Below are 24,360 nucleotides of genomic sequence, written 5' to 3'. Positions count from 1 at the left end.
TCAATGATGGAACGACCTGCCTTAACAACTAACAAACCACTTTTATTTTTTTATTTTTAAGTATTTATTCTTCGAAGAGCTTAAGAACTTCATGTGCAGATAATACATAATCGAAAATCATAGTGTTCGAAACACTGCCTTCAATAAACTTAGAGCCATAAGACCCCGTTCCGTCTTGTGCTATATTAATAGGGTAACCACCATTCATACTACCAAACCCAGACATATCCTCAGTACCAACCGATGCCCCGTCCTGATATAGGGTAGCACTACCGTCCCTATCAAAAGTAGCAACTAGTAAATGCCATTCTCCATCATTAATATCATTCCCTGTAATGTCCATCCTATTAGCGCCATCACCGGCATTCAATTTCCAATTACTTCCTAAATAAGCAAAAACAAACCCTGCATTAGATCCACTTCCCCAGTTTTTATCTCCTATTATTGCGGGATCACTATTGTCTGCGGTAGTTTTCACCCAACATGCCACTGAAAAGTCTCCCTCAAATCTAAAATCTAAAGCACCTCCATCTTCGATGGTGGTATACTGGTCCCCAGAATCATCATAACTATATCCTAAATAACCACTACCAAAGTCGTTAAACTTAGAACCTCCATTTTGGGTAACTGCTAGATATTGATTGGCTCCAGAAGAGCTTATTAATGCTGCTCCTGTTGTCCCCAAGTTATAAACTTCTGTTTTTGTCAACACATAATCAAAAAGCTTCACATTAGCTACAGAACCTTCAAAGAAACTACCATAACTTCCCGTTCCATCTTGGGCTATATTTATAGGGTTACCACTGGTCATATCCGTTAGTCCCGAAATATCAGCTTCCCCTATGTTAACACCATCTTCGTATAAAGTCACTACACCATCCCTATCAAAAGTTGCCGCTATATTATGCCAATTGCCATCGTTAATGACATTGCCCGATAAATCAACTCTACCGCCACCGCCAGCATTTAACTTCCAATCTCCACCTGTATAGGCGAATACAAAACCAGGGTTAGAGCCGCTACCCCAATCTTTATCTCCAACCATAGATGGATCAGAATTAGTAGCTGTAGTTTTTACCCAGAACGATATCGAGAAGTCTTGAGTACCTCTAAAATTAAGTTCATCACCATCTACAGAGGAATATTGATCACTTCCATTATAATTAAACCCTAAAAGTGCATTTCCCAAATCATTTGCTTCGCTACCAGCTGTTGGGAACGTAGCAAAAGGTATGTGTTTGTTTGTTCCGTCCCTTTTAACCAATTCGAAACCTGAAGGTCCTTCAACTGGCGGTGGCGGATCTGCTAAAACGACCGTTATTGTCCATTCCAAAGCTTCGCCATCTGGAGTTTCAATCAAATACCTGTGGGGTGTTGTAAAATCGCCAACAGTACCTATGGCTGGTGCGCCAGCTATTGACGTAACGGATGCTCCGCGCTCTAATGTAACCTGGGAATATAACTGTGTAATATCTGCGGAATGCTTTATTTCAACATTAACCGTTTGTATTGCCTTATCAATTGTACAGGAAACCGTTAGATCCTTTAGAGTTGTTCTATTGTCCTTGATCTCACGCAGAAACATTTTAACCTCTTTAAAACTACTATCACTAAACTCCATTGACTCCACGGCTACATCACCATCACAACCATAGAAGAAAACAGAAGCAAGCAATACTGTGAATATATATTTTAAATTAAATCTCATAACTTTATTTTTTAATTTGACCATAATTCATGTTGCACCAAATTTTCATTGAGCAGAACTGCGGACTGCGGTATGGGTCTGTAATAATATTTTGGCTCAACAAATGTACCAGGTACATCCACTTCCCTGTCAAATATAATATGACCTTCATCACCATTGGTTAATGCTATATTTTCGTCTAAAGATATCTGGCTCAATCCTGGGTGGCTATTGCTTGCTGTCGCTAAATCTCCAGCAGTGGCAGCTACAATAACGTCTGGTTCATTATCACCCGTAACTTCAATTAACGTGTATGTTGCCCCATCTGGTTGAACGGTCATTTTTGGCACATACATACCTCTTTGCAGGTTTTCTGGTTTTCCATCGGTTGTAAAAATGGCGTCACCAACGTGCCAACGTATAATATCGGCATAACGTCTACCCTCACAAGCCAGTTCTACCCTTCGTTCCCTTCTAATTTCTAAAGCAGCTCCCTTATTAGCGACATCAATGTTTGGGTATCTTGCATCTAATAAAGGATCTACTGGAGCACTGGTTGTTAAATTTCCAGTTATACCAGCTCTTGAACGAATAGCATTAACGGTATTATCTAATATTGTATTTGTTAATGTGCCTAATTCTGAATGTGCTTCCGCATTAATTAATAAAACTTCCGCATATCGGAAAATAGGCAGGTCGTTATAACTAGCTCCCCAAGACCATCCATCTTCATCAAGAGGTGTAAACTTAACTTGTCCAAGGCCCCCAAAAGGCAATTTACCAACATAATCACTTTCGCTGCCGGGCATCCTCCAACCTGGGCTATTAATTGTTTGAGCCGCACGCGGGTCTCTATTAGAAAATGAATCCCTAAACTCAAGTGTTTTTAATTCTTCCAGTGTATAGGGAGTTCCATCTAGCTTCAGGTAGGTATCCAATAGATTTTGACTTGTACCGTATTGCCACTCTAAGCGTGTAAAGGCATTGTGTTCCCTTTTGTCGTTTTCATAGTCATCGTACAGGATAATTTCAGAATTGCCTTCCAAACTGTTACTTGTAAACAATTCAGTATAATCACCATGAAGGGAGAACCCACCTTCATCCATTAATTGTTGCGATGCATCTCTTGCTATTTCCAGCAAATAAGTATATTCAGAGGCACTTTTGCTAGTTAAATAAGCCGCTTCGGCAGCATTCTTCATCCCATATTTCCTAAAAGTGCCCTCATGCAAAGAAAACCTTGCCAAACTAGCTAATGCTGCCCATTTAGATACCCTTGTTTTACTACCATTAGACAACGAAAGGTGGTCTACTGCAAACTTCATATCTTTGATAATAGAGTCCACAACAAGCCCTCGTGTGTCTTTTGGTGCATACAGGTATTCTTCATCAGTAACATCAAGCGCCTTATTAAGCCAAGGCACATCACTAAATGTATTTACTTTATCTATATAAAACTGAGCCCTAAAGAATTTAGCAATGGCCTGATAATGCTTGACCTCAGCTTCGGTAGCATTAGGGGCGTTAGAGTTTTCCAAAAAAAAGTTTATACTTCTTAAGGCACTCCAACTATCTTTACTCCATCCATCTTGGGTTAAATCGCTTACAGCAGCACGTAGTAAATCCCATGTCGCATCCTTAGCTTCTCTTGTAGAAATATTATCTGTTCCTATGTCATCATAAGAAGATCCAATACCGCCGTAAAAACCGTTAGTATATAATTCTAAATCTGTAGCCGTGTTAAAGAAGGCTTCTTTACTAATACTATTTTCTGGATACCTTTCCAAAAAATCATCATTACATGAAAGCAACAAGCCCAGCATTAGCATTAATATTAAAATTTTCTTCATAATCTAAATTGTTAATGTTTTATATACCTAAATTCACCCCGATTGCAAATTTCTTTTGTTGGGGATACCCGCCTTGTCCACCTAAAGACTCGGGATCCATTCCAAACTTTATGATATCTGAAAACGTAAATAAGTTTTCTCCGGAAAAGAATAGACGCAGCGATCTCACATTGATCTTGTCCAATAAATTTTTCGGTAAAGAATAGCCAAACGATATATTTTTAACTCTAAAATAACTGGCATCTACCAAATACCTCGTTTGGGGTATCCCCAGCTCTGAATAATCTTCTGCTGCATAAGGCTTTAGACGCGGAAAATGTGCATTTGGATTTTCTGGTGTCCACACATTGTCTAAAATATGCTTCGATGGATTTGCCCATGGTTGGGCATATATCCCCCAAAAATAATGGCTGCCAGCACTAGGATAATAATCTTTTTTCCCAACACCCTGACCAAAGATTCTAAAATCAAAATTTTTCCAATTGGCATTAAACCCAATACCATATCTGTATCGATCTGCACTATTTCCTATAATGCTCCAATCTCCAGTATCACCAACGCGTTGAGAACCAAAGTTTATAATACCATCGCCATCTAAGTCTTTCCATTTCACATCGCCTACAGCAAAATAACGTATTTCGTCCGATGCTCTATGGTCTTGATACGCATGGTTTTGAACATCTTCCGGAGAGGTAAAAAAGCCATCTGAGGTTAATCCCCATATTTGACCAACTTCTCCTCCAACATACCAGTTATTAATATTAGCACTAGGGTTATCAAATTTTGTAATCCAAGTGCGGGAATCAGATAAATTTCCTGTTAAACTCAGCCAAAGGTCGTCTCCCCCCAGTTTAATACTCTCATTCCAGGTTAAGGTTACTCCCCAGCCTCTATTTTTTAAATCTGCCGCATTCGCTCTAGGTTCACTAGTCCCAAGAATTGCGGGCAATTCCTTAGACGCCGTTAACATATCTAGTGTTAAGCGCTCGTAAATATCAAATTGACCAAATATTTTACCATTAAACAATTCAATGTCCAACCCAAGGTTTTTTGTTTCTACAGTTTCCCAAGTTAAAGTACTTGACACAAGAGGCGGTTGGTATATGGCATCTCTCTCTGCCCCATCTAAAAGTTTACTTGTTCGCCCTATACCCAAGGTTGAAATATAGGGGTAATTACCTACGGTATCCGAACTCTGATTTCCTAAGCTACCCCAAGAGAAACGGGGCTTTAATAAATTGATTGTCGATTGGTTTTGCATAAACCCCTCTTTATCAATCCTCCATGCCATAGAAAAAGATGGATTGAACACAAACCTATCTGCCTTAGGGAAACGAGAGGTACCGTCATATCGCCCAGTAAGGTTTATAATATATTTACCGTCGTAATCGTACTCCAAGCGTCCAAAAGCGCCTCTTACAGCCCAATCTGAAAAACTATCTCCTACAAAGGCATCACCCGTTGCAAGATCAAGTGAAGGAAAATCCTCAGAAATCAATTGCTCTCTTGATGCGCTAAAAGCTTCAAAAACATTCTCCTCTTGGTTATATCCTAAAGTACCTCCTATATAATGTTTGCCTAAATCTTTGGTTAAGGTAGTATATAGGTTGATAGACTTGTAAACATAATCATCATTAGAGCGCGATGTAAATGTCGTCTGAGATTGTCCATACTCAATTTGTATCGGCTCATTTGGTCCATTTTTATAAGGTACTCCCTTTCTAAAATTAGATAAATTTTCATAGCCCTTTCTTACGGTATAATCTGCATTTACTTTCCATATATCTTTAATTAGCGAAAGCTCTCCCGCAAGTTGTGCAGTAAAAACATTATCAATTTCTTCTCTGCGCCCACCTTCTTTAGTAATCCCTATTAATCTGGCTCCAGCTCGAGTATAAGATCCATCTGGATTATATACTACCTCAGTTGTAGGTGTTCTGTTTAGTTCATGAAAATACCTATCTCTACTATATCCTGAAGGCTCATTATACTTTGTACTTTCCCAAGACGTATTATTCGAAACAGTTAACCAATCCGTTACATCAAAAGTTAGTTTACTTCTTAAGTTATATCTTTTAAACTTATCGGTTCCTTGTTTTATAGCGCCATCTTCACGTAAAGATCCTAACGAGAAAAAATATGAAATCCTATCTTCTTTCCCCGAAATAGATAGATTGCGATTAATTGACAATGCATTTTTAGCATACGCCTCATCAAACCAGTCTGTTGAACCAAAATACCGCCAAGTTCTTTGGTTTTTTGGGTCTAATGATACCGCAGGTGCTTGTCCCTCCCAAACTTGCGCAGCATAATTAAATTCCTCATCGGTGTATAAATTATAATACGGAAAAGCTGCTGTGTGTTTAGCCCTAAGCACAATTTCCGGATTTAATTCTACCTCTGGTAAAAACGTTGGAGCTCTAAGGGCTAAACTCTCAGAATAATCAATTTTCATTTTTCCCTTACCTTCTTTGGTTTTTACCATAAGCACACCAAAGGAGGCTCTTGCACCATAAATTGCTGCCGTAGAAGCATCTTTTAACACAGATATAGCCTCTATATCGGCAGGGTTCAATCTTGCTAGGTTTGCAGCGGTAGACGATACACCATCAATAATAATTAAAGGCGACCCACCATTAATAGATTCAAATCCCCTTATATTTATATTAGGCACAGAAGTAGCACGTCCATCTGCAATAGTAACATTCAAATTGGCTGCAGTACCTTGCAGTGCTTCTCCAACATTTCGAATAACCCTGTTTTCAAGATTTTTGGTACTTACCGTGCTTACAGCTCCAGATACTTTTGCCACCTTACTAGTTCCATACCCCACAAGAACTACTTCCTCAAGGGTTGACACATCGTCTTCCAGTATCACATTTATAGTGTTGGAGTCTCCAATTTTAAAACTTTGGGTCTTCATTCCTAAATACGAAAAGGCAATGACATCATTTCTTGAGACTTCAATCGAATAATTTCCGTCAAAATCCGATTGCACCCCTTTAGTGGTACCAACAACGATGATACTAACCCCAGGTAGTGGATTGCCCTCCATATCGGTTACAGTACCAGAGACAATATTCTGGACTATTGCTGTGGTTTGCTTTGAATTATTTGGTGTTTTAGGAGTAATTAATTTTGAAGGATCAGGCTTTAAAACAATATGCTTACCAACCACCTTATAAACTATATTGGTTCTTGTAAGTATCTTATCCAAAATAGTGGAAATTCGCTTTTCCTTTTCGTTTACCGATACTTTTTGCGACAAATCCAGAAAATCCGTGTTGAGGAAAAATTTAAATTCTGTTTGAGATTCAATTTCATCCAAGACACTTTGAACACTGACATTATTAAGTTTTAAGGATATTTTAGTGTCCTGCGAATACGAGTTTGCATGAATCTGCATTAATACAAGCAAAAATAATGTCGTTGTAAGTTTCACCTTTAAGCTAAGTTTAGGAATACCAATAGGATGGCATACTTTATTAAGTAGTTTTTTCATACCTTTGTTTGATGTTTTTGTTAAAAATTTAGTTTTTTAACTATTTAATTTAGCCGGGGAATGTTGCAAGCGTTTCCCGGTTTTTCAATGATTAAATAGTCTTCTTGTCAAGTTTTGTTTCTCTTCATTTTATGTGTACACTGGATTAAAGTTTATTTTATTATTAATTTCTTGTTTTCTATTACATATTTAACATTGTCACTCTCGTCCAATATTTCCATTACCTCCTCAATGGTCTCCTCATCAAAAACGGCATTATACCTTTTCTCGTCCAGAAGCTTATTTTCGTTGATAATTTGAATATTATAATGCCTTTCCAATTTTTTACGTATAACTTTAAATGGCGTATTGCGAAACACCATTCGTCCTGAAACCCAAGAAGTATAGCTATCTACTTCAACCTTTTTAATTGAAATCTTATTTTCAACCTTATTCCATGTTGCCATATGGCTAGGCTTTAAAATAGTTGAATGTTCCAGGGTAAAATGCTCCTTGGATTGGTACACACCAACCGACCCTTCTACCAAAACAGTATTAACACTTTCGTCTTCCGGATAGGAGCTTACATTAAACGCCGTGCCCAATGCTCTAACATTAACATTATCGGAACTCACAACAAATGGGTCTTTGCCTTTGGCCACCTCAAAAAATGCTTCTCCTGTTAAAAACACTTTTCTTTCCCTTCCTTGAATAAAATTTACCGGAAATTTCAAAGAACTCCCAGCATTGAGATAAACAAGGGTACCATCCGCGAGCAAAACTTGAATTTTTTTGCCATAGGGCACATTAAGTTCGTTAAAGACCAAATTCTTAGCCTTTGCCTTTGAAATTTTCCCTTGGTTTGCTTTAAGGAAATAGTTTAATGTATCACCCCTTTGTTCTCCAACAACTTCACCATTAGTATCTAAAAGGGTCTTGTTTCCGTTCCCTTTGATTACCTCTATATTTCCATTTCCTGTTTCTAGCGTAATAGCATCTTCTGTAGCCGGCAATAAGTTGTCCCCTTCACCAGTAAAGGTCAAAAAATAATATGCCCCTCCAAGAATACCTACAAAAAGAGCTGCATATTTAAGAATATGCTGAAACTGAACCCTGCGTTGCCGTTTTGCTATTCCTTTTTCCACAAACCGCCATGCGACTCCTTTATTTTTACTCATCTCAGATCTAATGGCCCAAACTTTTTTAAGGTCATAAAACATTTCTTTATGTTTTGGGTCGGACTTTATCCATTGAAAAAGTTTTTCAATTTCTTCTTCCGAGGCCTCCCCGGATAAATATTTCTCTATAGCCGATTGGTCCATTTAAATGTGTTTATACCCTAGGTACGTGTAAAATGGATTTTACCCTACATGGTATTGGCATTTTATTTTATGAAACTTGTAAAATAGAATTAAGATCAGAGACAGAAAGTTCCGATTGGCCATCATGAAAGAATATACCTATACAGAAAAGCTGATAGGGAATATAACTATTTGCGTAAGGGAGATTTGGCTCAAATTATAACCAAATTATTAAAGTATACTGTAGCCTTTCGAAAAAAGGCAAAACTGCACTACACGCTTAAATTAGAAAAAGGAGAATTTAAATTGAATTCTTAAAAATAGCATTGCTGAATCAAATAACATCAAGTTCTAAACGGTACTGAAAGCTTAAATAAAAAAATCAAATATTACGAATATCAGGAACACAATATAATCAGAAAGTTCTACCCGCAAATATTTTAGCGCCCTTGTAATATTTGCTTCCACGGCTTTAACAGAAACATTCAATTCTTCTGCTATTTCGCGATTTTTTTTATTCTCGTAACGGCTCTTGAGGAATACGTCCTTACATTTTCGAGGTAATTTTAAAATAGTTTTTTCCACTAAGGCCTCTAATTCCGCAAACGAAACATCATCAAAATTCATAGAGCTCAATACTTCCCTGTTGAACGCAATTTCACACTCATTCAATTTAAAGCTCTTATATCTATTTTTGACTGCCTGGTGTCTTAAAACATCCAAACATTGGGTTTTGGCGGACGTATATAAAAAAGATTTTACACCGCTCATTTTTTCTATCTTCCCTCTATTTAACCATAACTTTATAAATGCCTCTTGGGCCACGTTTTGGGCTTCGTCCTCATCGCCCAAGAACTGCGTACAAAAACCAGTAATCTTTCCAAAATAAAATTCAAAATAAAATTCAAATGCATGCCTATCTCCAGACTTAAAAGAGATAAACCTTTGCTTCTCCGAATTTAATTCTATTCTATCCATATTGAGTAACAATTAATGATTGATTTTCAAAAGATACACTTATTTTTTTTATTTTAAATAACTCCTTAACAGTATCAAAGTGTTCTTCTACAACATATTCACCACATTCCCCCATAAATATTGAACAGCAGGAGAATTTAAAATATTTGACAAAAAAACTTAATAGGTTTGAGAAACAGTTAATTTTATTAACAATTAAACATTGCTAAATTGTTATCTAATGATAAAAGTGTTTTGTTAAGGCCACCTCACTTTCGGGTGTAAAAAGAATAATCCTGATTCCCATTTCAGTGCCGAGATCTATTTCCATCAATAGCGTTCTAAACGTTTAAAAAGAAAAGTTTCATGTTCCTCGAAAGTTGGTTCCTGGAGCCTAAATAAAAAAACAAGAAAAACTCCATAAAGACCATCGCTAGCAAATGCTTCCCAAAGGCGACACCGGTAAGGGACAGGTTCCATGTGCAAAAGCCGGCATCGGAGGCCGTTTGTTTATTTCAACTGAAAAGTATACCATTTTAAATTAATTAACAATGGTACTTCTGTTCCAAGGGATATCCCTTGGAACAGAAGTACGGCGGGGACCTGGTACCATTTTTTTCTTTTTTCATTTGCTCATCATTTCTTTGGTTTCTTTTAATCGATAGGACTCCCCATTCATATTTATGAGATATGCCCTATGGGTCAACCGGTCTGCCAGGGCAGCCGTCAGCACAGGATCCCCGAAGATCTCTTCCCAACGTTCAAAGCCCAAATTGGTAGTGATGATGGTCGATCTACGTCCGGCCCTCAGGGAGAGGTGGTTGAACAATAGTTCGGATCCCTCCTTGTCAAAGGAGACATATCCAAATTCATCACAGATCACCAGATCGTATTTCTCAAAGCGGGCCTCGATTACCTTTAAGGTGCGCTGGGAATGTGATTCCCTGATCTGGGTCAACAGTTTGTGCACCGTGGTAAACAGTACCTTGTACCCCTGTAAACAAGCCTTCAGGCCAAGACCTACGGCAATATGGGTCTTGCCCGTGCCAGGGTTGCCGGCCAATATTATATTTTGCCCGGATTCGATAAAATCCAAGCGTTCCAATAAGGGGAGCTTCTCCATGGCGTTGGGAGGTAACTGCTCGCGCTTGAGCTCGTTCAAATACATTTTTGAAGGGAAATTGGCCTTTCTAATCTGGGATTTTTTACGGTTTTCCAAGCGTCCTTCATAGTCCATACGCTCAATGGCAGCTTCTTTGGCCAACACGCTGAAGTCCCTCCTAAATGCGGGCAACCGCAATTCCCTGCTGTAGTCCACAATACGTTCGTTGATCGTTTTTTCAATGGTTTTCTAATTTATTAGTGCGGATAATTCTTGTAATTGTGATTTGGCCATGGCAGTGGTATGGGTCCACGCCGGCATTTGAGGCGGTTGCTGCTTATTTCCCAGCAATGCTTTTATCTTTTCCGTGGTAATCTTATTTATAGGGTTTTGAGCAAGTTGTTTTACTACCTGTTCAAGCTTTTCATCGGTGACGGTATGCTGCCGGCAATAACTCTGTAGGTCGATAAAGTTGCGCGATTCCCCCATGAAATGGGCTTGGCAGAGTTGTTTCAAATATCCGGAACTGGCCAAGGCCATGCTCCCCGCCATGGCTCCGGGCTTGCGTTTAAAGATATCCAGATAATGATCGATCTTAATGATCCATTGGTGGCTCCGTTACCTTCGTTGGTGCATCGCTACCTTGCGGTTATCATGATAGAACCATAGGTTGTGGCTCATGATCTTGGCATCTACAAAAGCACCTACCAAATGGTCCGGTACCGAATACCGGTTGGTCTTGTAGCTTACCGTGGCGTATTTATCTACCCGGAGCGGAACCTGCTCGTAACAGAGCAATCTCTCCGGCGCCGCTCCCAGAGCACCCTTTTCATCGTCCAATAGTTCATTGGAGGTCTTTCCCGTAAGTTGTTGCTTGGTGTTGTTAAGGGTTGCTATGGTATGGGATAGCCAAGCGTTGGCCTGTTCTTGTAGCAGGGAAAAAATATCACACTTTTTGAGCATCTGCTTTCCAAGCCCCTGCTGCCTTTTTCTCTTCATTGGAAGCCAATACCTCGTCGATGGCCCGCTGTACTTCCTCAGTGAGTTTTAGCTTTGAACCCCTCTTTCCGTTATAAACCGGGGCCTCTGATAAAAAACCCGAGATTACATCCTGGGTAGACGAACCCGATGCCAATCGGTCTTCAAATTCGACAATGTATTTCTTTACCGTTTTTCTACTGATACCAAGCTCTCTGCTAATGGCTCGTTGACTTTTGCCTTCACGGTGGCTCTTTATTACAATTTCCTGTTTAGTATACATGCTTATCATTTTATGAACATCTATAGTTGGATGTTCAAGTTGGTAATAAGTGGTATACTTTTAGATTGAAATGTGGGGTAGTTTTATATTAATATATACATATAACACTTTGGGACAAAAAAAAAAAATCTTGAGCGCCAGTACATCAGTTTGATGAAAAGCGTGTGCTTTCTAGCAGCTTAACAAACCGAACAGGTTAGTTGGATGGTGATAGACTCATCTGAATGCAAAACCTAAAACCGCCCCGAAAGGCGGTTATACATGCTGACTTTGTAAGCCCTTTGACAAGTTTTGATATGAGCCTAATTAGTGTGTTTTGCCATTGTGCAAACTAAAGGAGAGGAGAATTCTACTACCCCCTCACAGCTTTATTATTTATTTGTTCAAACAACATTTTTTATACTTTTTCCCACTGCCGCAGGGGCAGGAATCATTTCGTCCAATTTTCGCTTCCGCTCTCACGGGCATTTGTGAGGAGGTTGAGAAATCGAAGAAATCTGCTGGCGGGCTGCTCAATTCGTCCCTGTAGCTGGCCCAAGTAGAGGTTATGATGTCGTAACGGTCTGCCATGGGTAGTATTTCTTTAACTTTATCATAGGTGTCAGGGTGCTCAAAGGCTTCCTTTACTTCTTTCCAGGCCCCGCAAATACCCTGAGACACTAACCCCCGTTCAAATAACTGTTCTATCTCTGGCAATAGCTCAGCACCATGGATGTCGATTACATTGCATATCAACAGCGCTATTACATCGCTGTCAATTACATTATCCTCTAGGCTGCTGTCCAAGAAAAATTGTATGACATCCCTATACCAGGTCAAAACCTCCTCGCGCCTTTCGGGATGGTGTAAGGCAAGCTGTTCCAATACATCCGTGATGGTAGTGCGGGCATAGGTGTCCAACCCGGGTGTATACATGAATTCTTTACATGCTTCCAGGTCATTGATGGCTATTTTGTAGATAGGCTCCCAAATGGCCGAAGTGAGAAAGTCACCTAAAAAAAGATCGAAATATGCATCGGACTGGCTTAGAACATCAAAAATGGTTTCCAAGCATTCTGCTGCCTCAAGTTCGCCTAGTAGATAAACAGCATGGACAACAAAATTCATCTTTTCCTCGTCCCATCCGTTTTCTTCATCCAACTTTTTAAAATAGCCATAGCGAACAATACTATCTAGTAAAACCAACTCTAGGTCATTAATAAGACTGTCCTTGGGGAGAGAGAGTATTTTGTTAAGTTTCTCCTCTCCAATGTATAGTCCATGGCTATAAAGCCAATCTATTTCTTCATGAATGAAATTTGGAGCTTTATTGGTGCTTGTAATTTTTTGTGATCTTGTTTTTACCGATATTCTAGTTTTTTGCTCCTTTTCAAAACGCTCATGGCCTGCTTTCATTGTGGCTGCAAAAATTTGTAACCTCGCCGTTTCGGTATCTTCAGAATCAGGTGCCAGTTCTTGCATAATATCGTATCGAATTTCCGCTTGCTCAATATCACCTATGGCGGTAAAATAAAGGGTGGCACATTTATAAAATGAAATTACCTCGTTTAAATGAAAGGTATCACGGTCTGGATATAGCGCTTTTAACTCCATTGCACTACCTAATATCTCGGGCATTTTATCGTATTCTTGTTTAAAGTAATACTCGTGTGCCAGGTTTAATTTTCCAAATAAATAATTAGGATGTTCTGCAATAATCCACTTATTCGTGTCATACATCTTCTCAGTTTCGTTCAACAGACCGTATAAGACAGATAAATAGTTTTTCAACTGCGGATTATCAGGATATTGGTCAATGGCATCCAACAATTTTTGCACGCTTGATCTTTTACCTTCTACTGCTAACTTGTGAAATCGTTCCAACTTACGCGATAACTCAAGCGTAATGGCATTTTGTTTGTCTAAAAAGGTTGGATCGGTGGTAATGTTATAACCAATTTTTATAATACTCATCTTATTTGTCTAATTATATGACTTGTTCTTTACCAAGCAACTATAAGTTATCTTGAAAATAATAGTCAAATTTAGATTTTTATAAACATAAATCAAGAAAGGTCTGTTTGTTATTTATTAAGAATCTAACCATGACTTTTGCATAAACACAACAATTGTTCTTGATCCCAAAAGAATTCAGCAACGGGGACACCAGAAAACAGCTCTTGGCCAGAAGTAGGTACCTGCTTTATAAATCACCTAACAACTGGACGCAAAACCAATCCGAGAGAAGTAAGATATTGTTTGCCCAATATCCCGATATAAAAATACTTCCTGAAATTGTTACAAGGCACAACTTTTAAGTTAGATCCCGAGAAACCCCGAAAAATGTTTTAGGAATGTTTTAGGTAAGAAATAAAAAAAGGGCCTCAATCTCTTGAAACCCTTGTCTTTACTAGTATCGGGAACTGGATTCTTTCCTTCGTTGTACTGCGGAAAGGGCCTTGGGGGGTGGCTTTACAAAGAAAACCATGGTCGCTTTGCGCCCGTTTTTTGTTTCCCTCCAAAGCGAATGCGCGCATTGCTTTTGCGTAAAACGAAAAAACCAGCTATTGCTAGCTGGTTTCCTTTGTAGCGGGAACTGGACTCGAACCAGTGACCTTCGGGTTATGAGCCCGACGAGCTACCTACTGCTCTATCCCGCGATATATGCTGCAAAAGTACAACTCTTTTTCACATACACCTAACTAAAGGCAAAAAAAATTATTTTTCTTTTTGTATCGAAAAAGTGCTGGGAAGTTCATAGACCTCGAGATCAAAATAAGGAACGGCAGCCAAGAGATGGTCAAAAATATCTGCAATAATATATTCGTAGTTTTCCCAGCGTTTATCACTGCTAAAAGCATAGATCTCTATGGGGATTCCCTGAGGGGTCGGACTCAATTGTCTTACCATAAGAGTCATTTTTTTATTGATGGCCGAATGGTTTTCCAAATAAGTTTCTACATATTTTCTAAAAACACCTATATTGGTAAGATTACGACCATTGATGACCAAAGACTTATCCCTATTATTTTCCGTATTATAACTATTTATCTTATCGTTTCTATCGGTAATATATCGTTGAATGATCTGAACTCTCTTTAGAGATTCTACCTCTTCAGAATTTAAAAATTTAATGCTATTTTGTTTTATGATAAGGGAACGTTTAATACGTCTACCGGCAGATTGTTCCATGCCTCTCCAGTTTTTAAAGGAATCCGAGATTAAGGCATACGTAGGAATGGTGGTAATGGTCTTGTCAAAATTTTGAACCTTAACAGTGGCTAGATTTATTTCCGTAACATTTCCATCTGCCCCATATTTATCAAAGGTAATCCAGTCCCCAATGCGTAACATATCATTAATACTCACCTGTATACTGGCTACCAAACCCAGGATAGAATCTTTAAAAATCAATAGAATAACAGCTGAAGCAGCACCAAGAGCGGTAAAAAACTTCCAAATGCTGGTCCCTGTTACTATAGCGAAGACCGTTAGGATACCTGCTATCCAAGCAAATATCATGAATACCTGAATATAACTGTTAATGGGCTTGTCTTTAAACCGCTCCAAGGTCTTTAGGTAATCATTGACACTTCGTAAGAGACTACTGATGATTTGAAGTGTTAATATGACCCCAATGACTAGGGTAAGTTTTGAACCTATACTTCCTAAATAAGAAAAATTAAGGAAGATAAAAGGTAGTGCCTCCCAAACCAATAACAATGGAATAATATGAGCAAAATACCTTGGTACTCGGTTAGTAACTAGGAAATTATCAAAATTTGTCTTCGATTTTCGAGCTATTCTGACAGTTATTATTCTCAGAACTTTCCAAATTAGGAGGTCCAATAAAAAGGCCAGCAGAACGGTAAGTATAAAGAGCCCGAAAAGATTCAGATATTCGGCGAGGCTTTGGGAAACTCCCATACTAGTTAGATAATCAATAAAAAATTGATTTTTTTGCTCAGTCATTGTAAAAGGGTTAAGGTAATTAGAAACAAAATTATCGTTTCGAAAATGAAAAAGCAACGTTAGGACAGCAAAAGATTGGAATATAAACTCAACATCTTATTTTAGTTTTTATTTCAACCAAAAACTGATTCCAATACTCCCTGAAGCTCTCATAAAGCTCACTTTTTCCTTATTGAAAAACCTCGAAAACCTGGCCCATAAGTTCTTAGGAATGTATGAATTTAAAATCCGGTTCTTATAATAATCTCTCTAGCTTAGGACTATAAAAAAAGCCTCAAGTTTCCTTGAAGCTTTTTCTTTGTAAGGCGAACAGTATTACAGTTCTTTTCTTAATGACCCGATTCACAAGAGCAGCCTGTACGGGTTTCGCCATGCCAGTCAAAAGCAGGAGCATAGTCGTTCATTTCCCAATAAAAGGCACCTCTTACTTTCTCATAATTCCCCACCTCGTTCATGGTTTGCGTATCGTATAGCCTACCGTTAATCATAGTGTAGATTACGGAATTGGAATTTTCAATCTTTTCGAGAGGATTTTTTTCCAAAACGATCAAATCTGCCAGCTTTCCTTTCTCTAGCGAGCCCAAATAATCGTCCATTCCCAAGTAATTGGCTCCATTTATGGTAGCGGCTTTTAAAGCTTCCATATTGGTCATTCCTCCTTGAGCCAGCATCCAAAGTTCCCAATGTGCTCCAAGGCCCTGTATTTGTCCGTGAGCGCCCAAGTTTACCTTAACCCCAGCATCTGCCAATTTCTTGACACTTTTTGAAACTAGGATATGGCCGTTTTCATATTCTTTTATCGGTGCCATGGTTCGATGCCTAGAACGAGCATCAATGATGCTTCTAGGGGTATACTTTAAAAGTTTTTCATCTTCCCATACATCGGTAGTCTGGTACCAGTAGTTTTCCCCGTTCAATCCGCCATAATTAACGATCAAGGTAGGGGTGTATCCGGTTTGGCTGGCAGCCCATAATTGGGCAACATCTTTATGCACAGTGGCCACGGGTATATTGTGTTCTATTCCGGTATGTCCGTCCAAAATCATGGACAAATTGTGAAAGAATGTGGAGCCTCCCTCCGGAACCACCGCTATCTCCTTTTCGTGGGCTGCTTTTATAATTTGCTGCCTTTGATCCCTTCTTGGCTGGTTGTAACTCTTTACAGAAAATGCTCCAAAAGCCTTTGTTCTGTGAATGGCCGAACGTGCATCGTCCAAATTATTGATAGTGGCCTTAAAATCTCCCTCTGCTCCATACAGTATAATCCCTGTAGAAAAGATCCTTGGGCCCACCATATTTCCGGCTCGAACCATTTCAGATTGTGAAAACACCATTTCAGTGTTTGCCGAAGGATCATGAGTCGTGGTAACACCATAGGCCAAATTGGTATAATATTGCCAATGTTTTTGTGGACTTATCCCGAATCTGAAATGTCCAAGGTGTGCGTGTACATCTATTAATCCGGGCATAATTGTTTTGCCACGTACATCAATGACCTTAGCATCGTTAGGGATGCTAACGACATTCTTGGCACCAAGGTCCATAATTTTGTTGTCCTTGATCAGCAGGGTCCCATTTTCTATGACCTTATCATCATCCATGGTAATGATTCTTGCTCCCGTAAAAGCTATAATCCCTTTTGGTTTATCCGTAGGTAGCGTTAGACCTATCTTAATGCCTAGGGTATCTAAGTGGGGTATGGACTCTGGAGCACCTTCCAAAAAGAGAAATCTTTGGTTTATGTCGGCACTAAAGTATGCATCACCTAGGGTCCAATTCAATTGGGTGCTATCGTCAGACCAATGCAAATTAATTCCGGCATCACGTGCTACTTGGGCCACAGGAACATTAGTCGCGTTTCCGTCCAATTCAATGGTATTCCCTGTCATGGGAAGGGCCGCAATATAAACTTTGTATAAATTGGTAAAGGCCACCCAGTTATCGTCTGGACTTGGAATAATTCTTTGTGCGTATTTAGATTTTACCAATTCTCTTGGTTCTTTCCCATCGAGGTTTACCGTTTTCAGGGTTTTGGTCAAATCTCCAAAAAGATACCCCCCAGTTTGGTAATATATTCTATCTGCATCCTTGTTAAAAGTGGGAAATTGACCTTCTTTTATAATCAATTTCTTGGTGGCCTTGATACCAGATTTTTTGGTCTTAACGACATCTAACATATAAATACCGGGTTCTTTGGTGTTTACATACCCCTGGTTTCCGTTTCCTTCCTCTTCTCGGTACACAATGCGATTAATGTCCTTTGGTGAAAATGAAGGCTCTCTGTATATGGCTTTCTCAGTAGTTAATTGCTCAGGTTTGTTTTTGGATGAGCTTAGATTCAACCTCTGTATAGCCCCCATATTTTCATCGTTCCATGTCACATAAACCAGGTATTTTCCGTCTTTAGAGAATGAGGGTTCAAATTCAAGATCCGTGCCCGAGCTAAGGCGTACTGGCTCACCCTTTGGAAGTGTCTTTTTCCATAAATACCCAGCCGCGTTAAAAATCAAGGTCTTACCATCCGGAGAGGTTACCGCGTGGCGTATGGCCTTTGGATTAAAGGTTTCCGGGGAAGGGTCGTTTTTAAATTTTAGGGCATTTACAATTTTGTGTTCTGCCGAAGCGGAAAAAGGAATCTCCTCAATCTCCAAGGAATCAATATCGATTTTTTTGATTTTCCCCTGCGCCCAGATAATAATGTGTTGATCATCTGGGGTGAAATTGAATCCCGTGAACGGCCCAAAGATGGCCCATGCTTCCTGCTGGTCTTTACTAAGTTGATCGTATAAAGGCCATTCCTTTCCTGAGTCGAGATCGTGTAGGTAAAGTACCGTTTTTTCTCTTACTCTTTTAACAAAAGCCATTAGCTTTCCGTCATGTGAAATCACCGGACGTATAGCACCTCCAGGACCACCGGTAACCCTTTCAATTTTGCCATTTTCTAGATTATATCTATTAATGACATAGATTTGGCTGTTAGGGTCCTTGTTATATTGAAAAAAACCTCCTGGGTACACGTCTTCGCTGAAGTATACGTACTTGCCGTCGGGTGATGCCCAAGGTTCGCCAGCATCTTGCTGATCGTTTTTCTTTTTGGTAAGCTGAATTCCCTTTCCACCAGATTTATGGTACATCCAAATTTCACCTGCTCCCAGGGAACGTGTTGCCGTAAAATGTTTACGACAGAAAATATAGTTCCCATCAACGGACCATACCGCATTGTTTACCAATCTAAAATCTTCATTGGTTATCTGCTTTGCATCGGTACCATCGGTATTCATGACCCATATATTGTCTCCCCCACCGGCATCGCTGGTAAAACTAATGCTTTTGCCATCTGGACTAAATCTAGGTTGTACCTCAAAGGCATGTCCTCCTCTGATCAGTGTGGCGTCACCACCAGTGATAGGAATCGTATAGATGTCACCAAGCATATCAAATACTATTTGAGTGCCATCTGGACTTACATCGAGGCTCATCCAAGAACCCTCGTCCGAAGTGATGGAAACATTTTTGTAAGGAAGCGCTGGAGTGGATACCTCCCAACTTTCTTTCTTGGCTTCCTCTTTATCTTGGGAATAGGAGGTTAGACAATTAAGTAAGATCAGTGCAAAAAGGATACTGTTTTTCATTGTTCTAATGAGTCGTTAATTATAGAATTTCCAAATGTACTTAATAGAAACATAATATGCGTTTTTCTTATTGAGTTTTGCCCTACAATGTTTTGGTTTGGCCCGCTAAAATTCCACAATTACTTGTTTTGTTTAATTTACCATAACAGCCATGGACACCTTAGTTATGGTTCAGGGTTTTGTACTTTACAACCTATGGACTTGTAACAACAAAATGGACGATCACCAAGGTTTAGCACATACATTTTTATATAATCCCGCGTTAGGGACCGCGGCGGCATCCCCGCAGCAGCGCAAGGGATATAGCCAAGGGCCCGCCCGAGGAAGGAGGGAACGCCCAAAGGGGTATATCAAAAACTAATAGATATATGAACCTGTCAGTATGAATAACTTCGTTACACGTTTTTTTAGATAGAATCTTATTGACGCTAAACCATAAATACAGGGCCTACCCCCTATTTTTATTGATATTATAAAATAATCCTAATTTTTTAAAACCTATCGATTATACAGTACCTTTACCAGCATTAATCATAAAATTTAAGAACCATGAAAAAATTATTAGTTTTATTTACTGTGTTCACTTTAACTGCTATCGGCGCTAATGCCCAAGCTATTTCCAACAATGCCTTGGGACTTAGAATTGGGGATAATGACGGTTTTGGAGGGGAAATCTCATACCAAAGGTTGCTTTCCGAAAATAACAGATTGGAATTTGATCTAGGTTGGAGGGATTCTAACAATGTAGATGCCTTTAAACTTGTAGGGTTGTACCAGTGGGTGATGAATATTGAAGGTGGCTTTAACTGGTTTGTTGGTGCTGGTGCCGGACTAGGTTCTTACGATTCTCCGAACGGGGATGGTACGTTTGCACTTATTGCAGGTGATATTGGAATTGAATACAATTTTGATTTCCCCCTTATATTGTCCTTGGATATGAGACCAGAACTTGGTTTTAATAATAGTTATTCAGATGATCTGGATTTAGATATTGCTTTGGGTATTAGATACCAATTCTAAATCATGGTTTCGGGAATTTGACACTGAGTACGGGCATTGACCTACCCAAGGGCTGAAGATTCCCAACAACACTTATCAAAGAGGTATCCACAAATGGATGCCTCTTTTTTTTTATACAACAGTATTTTAAATCGGATAGAATGGTTTTATAAGAGCGCTTCAACGGCCAACCAGGCCATTAATCCCCCTCCTATTTCCAAGGCTGCTTCGTCTATATCAAAAGTAGGCGTGTGCAATCCGGAAGTAATCCCTTTGTTTTCATTCCCAACCCCCAACAAATAAAAGCAGCCTTGACTTTTTTGTGTGTAAAAGGCAAAATCTTCTGCGGCCATCCATGGTGCTAGATCCACCACCTGAGATGCTCCCAAGTACCCTTTGGCACTGTTTTTCATTGTTTCGGTTAAGGCCATATCGTTCCGCAGATGAGGATATCCTTTGGGAATAGCTACGATACACTCCCCTCCCATTCCATCGGCAATTGCCGTTACCAATTTGGTTAATTTCTCAATGGCCTCTGTCCGCCAGTTTTCGTCAAAGGTTCTAAAAGTACCTTCAATAGTTACCTCATCGGGGATAACGTTATTGGCACCATCTCCAATAATTTTCCCAAAAGACAATACACTTGCTGTTTTGGGCGAAGCCATTCTACTGACCAGCTGTTGGGCCGCCACGATAATATGCGAAGCTATAAGAATAGGATCTATACATTCTTCGGGTACCGCTGCATGGCCGCCCTTGCCTTTTACGGTAAGGTATATTTCGTCCATGCTTGCCATAAACTGCCCCCCCCTAAAACCTACCGTTCCAACTGGCAAACTAGGCATAACGTGCTGCCCTACATGAGCGACCTCTCCCAAGGCCTTATAGGCAGGTTCTTTCATGACCAAGGTCGCTCCTCCGGGCATCAATTCTTCCCCGGGCTGAAACAATAATTTTATAGTTCCTGAAAATTCTGTTCGCAATTCAAATAAGATTCTTGCCGTTAGCAGCAAGGAAGTCATATGGACATCATGGCCACAGGCATGCATCACCCCTTCATTTTGGGAAGCATAGGACACCTTATTTTTTTCATGAATAGGAAGGGCATCCATATCGGCCCTTAGGAGTATTGTTTTCCCATTCTTTTTCCCTTCTATACTTGCCAATAGTCCGGTTCCCGCAACGGTTTCAATAGCATCTATTCCTATTGCCAACAATTGTGTTTTCACAAAAGCCCCTGTTTTATACTCCTTAAAGGAAAGCTCGGGACGGCTATGCAAATACCGCCTCACCGCTACATAGTCGTTCGCATACTCCTTTGCCAATTGTTTTATGTTCTCCTTTAATCCCATTTTCCATTACTAATTAAGTAAAAAGTCCTCAAAACCAACAGAATTCAGCTGTTGATAATTCCCCGGAACATCGGAAACCATAAAAAACTCCACTGCTGTATTCCGATTTTCTATAAAACCAGCCTTATCTTGTCCTCCTACACTGAAAGCCGAGGCATAGGCGTCGGCCATGCTTCCATTGGGAGCTATGGTGGTAACTTGTATATTATTACTCAACGCCATTCCGGTTTTTGGATCTATGATATGGGAGTAGCGTTTTCCATCTATCCATACATATTGATACAAATCGCCAGAAGTGGCTATTGCCCTGTTCTTTAATTTGATCTTTTGTATTATTTCCTTTCCTTCCTTGTTATAATAGCCAAAACCTACTATCCAATAATCTTTATCGACCGGTGGATCACTGACCCTAATATCGCCTCCCATGTCTACCATTGCCGATGAGATTCCGTTTTCTTGTAAAAGTTTGATCGCTTCATCGGCAGCATACCCTTTTCCGATCCCGCCCAAATCTAATTGCTTGGCGTCTCCTTGAATGCTTACCACATTTAGTGATGGAAATTGAATATTGTGATAGCCAGTTTTCTCCAAGGCCAGTTGTATCTGTTCTGTTGTCGGCAACACTTTTGTTTTTTTGGTCTCCTTCCAAAGCGCTATTAAAGGCCCTAGAGTGATATCGAATGCGCCATGGGTCTTTTGACTATAATGTACGGATAGCTGTAATATCTTGAACAAGTCGTCATGAACGGACACATTTGTTTTTGACGTTTTACTCAGTCTTGTCAGGTCGCTGTCGGGCAAATAATTACTCAAAACACCGTTCAGTTCATCGATCCTTTTAAAAACCAATTGTGCTATGGAATCGGGGTTCTGTTGAATTTCGGCATAGAAAACCAATCTAATTTGCGTACCCATCTGTTGGTGGGAATATTCAAATCTCGATTGCGAATTTGCTACCCCAAACCAAAGAAGAAAACACAAAATGACGTAATTCATTTTTTTCACACCCTCCTATTTCAATGGGTTTTGTTTTTTTAATTCCTAATAATCCAGAATAGCCTCAATAATCGCTCTTTTATACTACCTATTAAATTGGAGCTACTAGATCGTTATTTTACACAATAAAATTAATCCTTAGCATACCTCAAATCGAAATTTACGCTTACCTTTTCACCAACCACTATTTGGCCGAACATGGCTGTTGGCGGCTCTATATTATAGTCCAATAAATTTATTTCTTTATTCCCTTTTATAAAATACTCCTTGTCTACTTTGCGGATTTCACAGCTAAGGACAACATCCTTGGTCACCCCTGCAATGGTAAGCAAGCCTTTTATCGTACCCTTGGAAGCTGAGGCACCCTTTTCTGTTAGCGCCTTTAATTTAAACGTCACCTGGGGATGTTCTTCCATTTTTAGGGCGCTATGGAGCTTTTTATCCATAGACGCCCCACGTTCGCTATGGATCTTTTCTACTGTTACCTCTAAGCTAAGATCCTTGATAAGATTTTCTTTGTTTTGAATTGCACCCTTCATGGCATTGGCCTCCACCATCCAATCGCTTACTGTCGAGCTACCATTAATGGTGATCACACTTTTTGGGGATAAGGAATACGTTTCTTGTGCTTGGCTCATAAAAACCACTGTTAACAAAAGAAGCAACAACAATATGTTTTTCATGAATTTATTGTTTAAGGAAGTCTACATTCCCTTTAGGAGAGTAGTTCCGTGGTTGTTTATTTTAAATTTTCAATGGTTCTTAGGCCAAAATCCCATCCTAGGCCGTTTAGGAATCATTTTTATTCATCCAATACCGTCTGCCAAAATTTCTTTTGTTCTTCTGGGCTAGGCTGTACTTTTGGACTAACCAATCTAAATCCGATAAAATTAGAATCGGTATTCCACCAAAAGCTTTTAGGAATTTGCGGATCTCGCTTCTGTAATTTCAAGCTCGATGCTACTCTTCTTGAAGAACGCAATACCTCAGCATCATCGTCCCATGACCCTCCTCTGATTACTCTCGGGTGAATTACGGTAGGTTGTACCCACGGATTATTTGCTTTTGTCATAGCATAGGCATTTTCCTTGTATTCGTCCAAGGTCCATTCGGCGACATTGCCATGCATATCATACAAGCCCCAAGGGTTCGGCAATTTGGTACCTACCTTGGCATATTGATTATTGGCATTTTTATAATAAACCGCATAATCGTCTATTTTGGAAATATCGTCCCCAAAGGAATAAGCGGTATTAGTCCCTGCTTTGGCCGCATATTCCCATTCTGCCTCTGTTGGCAAACGGTAAAAAGTGCCCGTTACAGAACTTAACCACTTACAGAACACCAAGGCCGAGTAAGCAGACATACTAACGGCCGGATACCCTGCCTTCCCCATTCCATAAGAGGGGTCCTCATAAGGAGGACTGGGTCTGGTGATAGCATCCAAATCTGCCAGTTTGCCCTTATCCATTTCCTGAAACAACTCTCTATTTTGTTTATAAAAGAGCTCAAAAACATCCCAGGTTAGTTCATATTTCCCCATCCAAAAGGCATCAAGGGTCACTTCCTTTACTGGACCTTCATCAGCCTTCCTATTGGGCTCGGATGCTGGGCTCCCCATCATAAAACTTCCTTCGGGGATCAATACCATATCAAAGGAAATATCCGTGGCTGGAATATTTTCTGTAAACTCTTCCTTGGCTGCTAGTATATTCGGACTATTCTGAACCACAGTTTTTTGTGTTTTACAGGATTGTAGGGACATAAAAATAACTGGAACAAAAAACAAAG

18 protein-coding genes and 1 tRNA gene are annotated in these 24,360 nt (G+C 39.6%); 2 read left to right on the top strand and 17 right to left on the bottom strand.

The window, feature by feature from the left end:
- Positions 1 to 64: 64 nt before the first annotated feature.
- The 5 genes from BUA16_RS07040 to BUA16_RS07020 all read right to left on the bottom strand — a co-directional run bounded on the left by BUA16_RS07040 (position 65) and on the right by BUA16_RS07020 (position 9,297).
- The gene (locus BUA16_RS07040) at positions 65 to 1,708 is read right to left on the bottom strand and encodes a LamG domain-containing protein (RefSeq protein ID WP_178338853.1); all 1,644 of its coding nucleotides are present in this window, start codon (positions 1,706 to 1,708) and stop codon (positions 65 to 67) included.
- Positions 1,709 to 1,719: 11 nt separating this feature from the next.
- Entirely contained in the window at positions 1,720 to 3,537 is a 1,818-nt protein-coding gene (locus BUA16_RS07035; protein WP_072764044.1) for a RagB/SusD family nutrient uptake outer membrane protein, read from the bottom strand.
- 19 nt (positions 3,538 to 3,556) lie between these two features.
- Complete coding sequence (locus BUA16_RS07030) at positions 3,557 to 7,039, bottom strand: TonB-dependent receptor (RefSeq protein WP_072764043.1); 3,483 nt, start codon at positions 7,037 to 7,039, stop codon at positions 3,557 to 3,559.
- 152 nt (positions 7,040 to 7,191) lie between these two features.
- On the bottom strand, positions 7,192 to 8,340 hold the full coding sequence (locus BUA16_RS07025) for a FecR family protein (RefSeq protein WP_072764042.1): 1,149 nt from the start codon (positions 8,338 to 8,340) through the stop codon (positions 7,192 to 7,194).
- Between the two features lie 348 nt (positions 8,341 to 8,688).
- A complete protein-coding gene (locus BUA16_RS07020; RefSeq protein ID WP_072764041.1) occupies positions 8,689 to 9,297 on the bottom strand; it encodes an RNA polymerase sigma-70 factor in 609 nt (202 codons plus the stop codon).
- Positions 9,298 to 9,696: 399 nt separating this feature from the next.
- Between BUA16_RS07020 and BUA16_RS19060 the strand changes: the two genes are divergently transcribed.
- On the top strand, positions 9,697 to 9,816 hold the full coding sequence (locus BUA16_RS19060; protein WP_262482955.1) for a transposase: 120 nt from the start codon (positions 9,697 to 9,699) through the stop codon (positions 9,814 to 9,816).
- A gap of 85 nt (positions 9,817 to 9,901) precedes the next feature.
- On the opposite strand, the gene istB is transcribed toward BUA16_RS19060, so the two are convergent.
- From istB to BUA16_RS06970, 8 genes are all read right to left on the bottom strand, one after another.
- Positions 9,902 to 10,594 (bottom strand): IS21-like element helper ATPase IstB, encoded by a 693-nt coding sequence (gene istB / locus BUA16_RS07010; protein ID WP_317045388.1) that lies wholly within the window; start codon positions 10,592 to 10,594, stop codon positions 9,902 to 9,904.
- 33 nt (positions 10,595 to 10,627) lie between these two features.
- Positions 10,628 to 10,930, bottom strand: a complete 303-nt coding sequence (locus BUA16_RS07005) for a hypothetical protein (protein WP_072764039.1) — start codon at positions 10,928 to 10,930, stop codon at positions 10,628 to 10,630.
- Positions 10,931 to 10,996: 66 nt separating this feature from the next.
- On the bottom strand, positions 10,997 to 11,341 hold the full coding sequence (locus tag BUA16_RS07000) for a Mu transposase domain-containing protein (RefSeq protein ID WP_072764038.1): 345 nt from the start codon (positions 11,339 to 11,341) through the stop codon (positions 10,997 to 10,999).
- Positions 11,325 to 11,639, bottom strand: coding sequence for a sigma factor-like helix-turn-helix DNA-binding protein (locus tag BUA16_RS06995; protein WP_178338852.1), 315 nt, complete (start codon positions 11,637 to 11,639; stop codon positions 11,325 to 11,327). The genes BUA16_RS07000 and BUA16_RS06995 overlap by 17 nt, the downstream gene beginning before the upstream one ends.
- Before the next feature lie 375 nt (positions 11,640 to 12,014).
- Positions 12,015 to 13,592, bottom strand: coding sequence for a DUF1186 domain-containing protein (locus BUA16_RS19150; protein WP_072764036.1), 1,578 nt, complete (start codon positions 13,590 to 13,592; stop codon positions 12,015 to 12,017).
- A gap of 613 nt (positions 13,593 to 14,205) precedes the next feature.
- Positions 14,206 to 14,278 (bottom strand) — tRNA-Met (locus tag BUA16_RS06980).
- Positions 14,279 to 14,336: 58 nt separating this feature from the next.
- Positions 14,337 to 15,590 carry a mechanosensitive ion channel family protein gene (locus BUA16_RS06975; RefSeq protein WP_072764034.1) on the bottom strand — a complete coding sequence of 418 codons (1,254 nt, stop codon included), beginning with the start codon at positions 15,588 to 15,590 and terminating at the stop codon, positions 14,337 to 14,339.
- A gap of 329 nt (positions 15,591 to 15,919) precedes the next feature.
- Positions 15,920 to 19,222, bottom strand: coding sequence for an amidohydrolase family protein (locus BUA16_RS06970; RefSeq protein ID WP_072764033.1), 3,303 nt, complete (start codon positions 19,220 to 19,222; stop codon positions 15,920 to 15,922).
- Between the two features lie 549 nt (positions 19,223 to 19,771).
- Here BUA16_RS06970 and BUA16_RS06960 point away from each other — a divergent pair.
- The gene (locus BUA16_RS06960; protein ID WP_072764031.1) at positions 19,772 to 20,242 is read left to right on the top strand and encodes a hypothetical protein; all 471 of its coding nucleotides are present in this window, start codon (positions 19,772 to 19,774) and stop codon (positions 20,240 to 20,242) included.
- Between the two features lie 146 nt (positions 20,243 to 20,388).
- Here the strand turns inward: BUA16_RS06960 and BUA16_RS06955 are convergent, their stop codons facing one another.
- From BUA16_RS06955 to BUA16_RS06940, 4 genes are all read right to left on the bottom strand, one after another.
- Positions 20,389 to 21,573, bottom strand: a complete 1,185-nt coding sequence (locus BUA16_RS06955; protein ID WP_072764030.1) for a M20 metallopeptidase family protein — start codon at positions 21,571 to 21,573, stop codon at positions 20,389 to 20,391.
- Positions 21,574 to 21,582: 9 nt separating this feature from the next.
- Positions 21,583 to 22,569: an FAD:protein FMN transferase gene (locus BUA16_RS06950; protein ID WP_072764029.1), complete on the bottom strand. Its 987-nt coding sequence runs from the start codon at positions 22,567 to 22,569 to the stop codon at positions 21,583 to 21,585.
- A 131-nt stretch (positions 22,570 to 22,700) separates the two neighbouring features.
- Positions 22,701 to 23,252 carry a YceI family protein gene (locus BUA16_RS06945; RefSeq protein WP_072764028.1) on the bottom strand — a complete coding sequence of 184 codons (552 nt, stop codon included), beginning with the start codon at positions 23,250 to 23,252 and terminating at the stop codon, positions 22,701 to 22,703.
- A 119-nt stretch (positions 23,253 to 23,371) separates the two neighbouring features.
- Positions 23,372 to 24,301 carry a formylglycine-generating enzyme family protein gene (locus BUA16_RS06940; RefSeq protein WP_245795529.1) on the bottom strand — a complete coding sequence of 310 codons (930 nt, stop codon included), beginning with the start codon at positions 24,299 to 24,301 and terminating at the stop codon, positions 23,372 to 23,374.
- Positions 24,302 to 24,360 lie beyond the last annotated feature (59 nt).

Origin of the sequence: Arenibacter nanhaiticus, from assembly GCF_900141935.1 — a bacterium.
In the GTDB taxonomy this organism is placed as follows: Bacteria; Bacteroidota; Bacteroidia; order Flavobacteriales; family Flavobacteriaceae; genus Arenibacter; species Arenibacter nanhaiticus.
This window is presented reverse-complemented; position numbering and strand designations above follow the sequence as displayed.

Coding starts and splice junctions, on each gene's coding strand:
- BUA16_RS07030 (WP_072764043.1), bottom strand. CDS start 7,039: ATGAAAAAACTACTTAATAAAGTATGCCATCCTATTGGTATTCCTAAA.
- BUA16_RS07035 (WP_072764044.1), bottom strand. CDS start 3,537: ATGAAGAAAATTTTAATATTAATGCTAATGCTGGGCTTGTTGCTTTCA.
- BUA16_RS06950 (WP_072764029.1), bottom strand. CDS start 22,569: ATGAATTACGTCATTTTGTGTTTTCTTCTTTGGTTTGGGGTAGCAAAT.
- BUA16_RS06970 (WP_072764033.1), bottom strand. CDS start 19,222: ATGAAAAACAGTATCCTTTTTGCACTGATCTTACTTAATTGTCTAACC.
- BUA16_RS07040 (WP_178338853.1), bottom strand. CDS start 1,708: ATGAGATTTAATTTAAAATATATATTCACAGTATTGCTTGCTTCTGTT.
- BUA16_RS07005 (WP_072764039.1), bottom strand. CDS start 10,930: ATGGCGGGGAGCATGGCCTTGGCCAGTTCCGGATATTTGAAACAACTC.
- BUA16_RS07020 (WP_072764041.1), bottom strand. CDS start 9,297: ATGGATAGAATAGAATTAAATTCGGAGAAGCAAAGGTTTATCTCTTTT.
- BUA16_RS06960 (WP_072764031.1), top strand. CDS start 19,772: ATGAAAAAATTATTAGTTTTATTTACTGTGTTCACTTTAACTGCTATC.
- BUA16_RS07025 (WP_072764042.1), bottom strand. CDS start 8,340: ATGGACCAATCGGCTATAGAGAAATATTTATCCGGGGAGGCCTCGGAA.
- BUA16_RS06955 (WP_072764030.1), bottom strand. CDS start 21,573: ATGGGATTAAAGGAGAACATAAAACAATTGGCAAAGGAGTATGCGAAC.
- BUA16_RS06995 (WP_178338852.1), bottom strand. CDS start 11,639: ATGTATACTAAACAGGAAATTGTAATAAAGAGCCACCGTGAAGGCAAA.
- BUA16_RS06975 (WP_072764034.1), bottom strand. CDS start 15,590: ATGACTGAGCAAAAAAATCAATTTTTTATTGATTATCTAACTAGTATG.
- BUA16_RS07000 (WP_072764038.1), bottom strand. CDS start 11,341: ATGCTCAAAAAGTGTGATATTTTTTCCCTGCTACAAGAACAGGCCAAC.
- BUA16_RS19150 (WP_072764036.1), bottom strand. CDS start 13,592: ATGAGTATTATAAAAATTGGTTATAACATTACCACCGATCCAACCTTT.
- BUA16_RS06945 (WP_072764028.1), bottom strand. CDS start 23,252: ATGAAAAACATATTGTTGTTGCTTCTTTTGTTAACAGTGGTTTTTATG.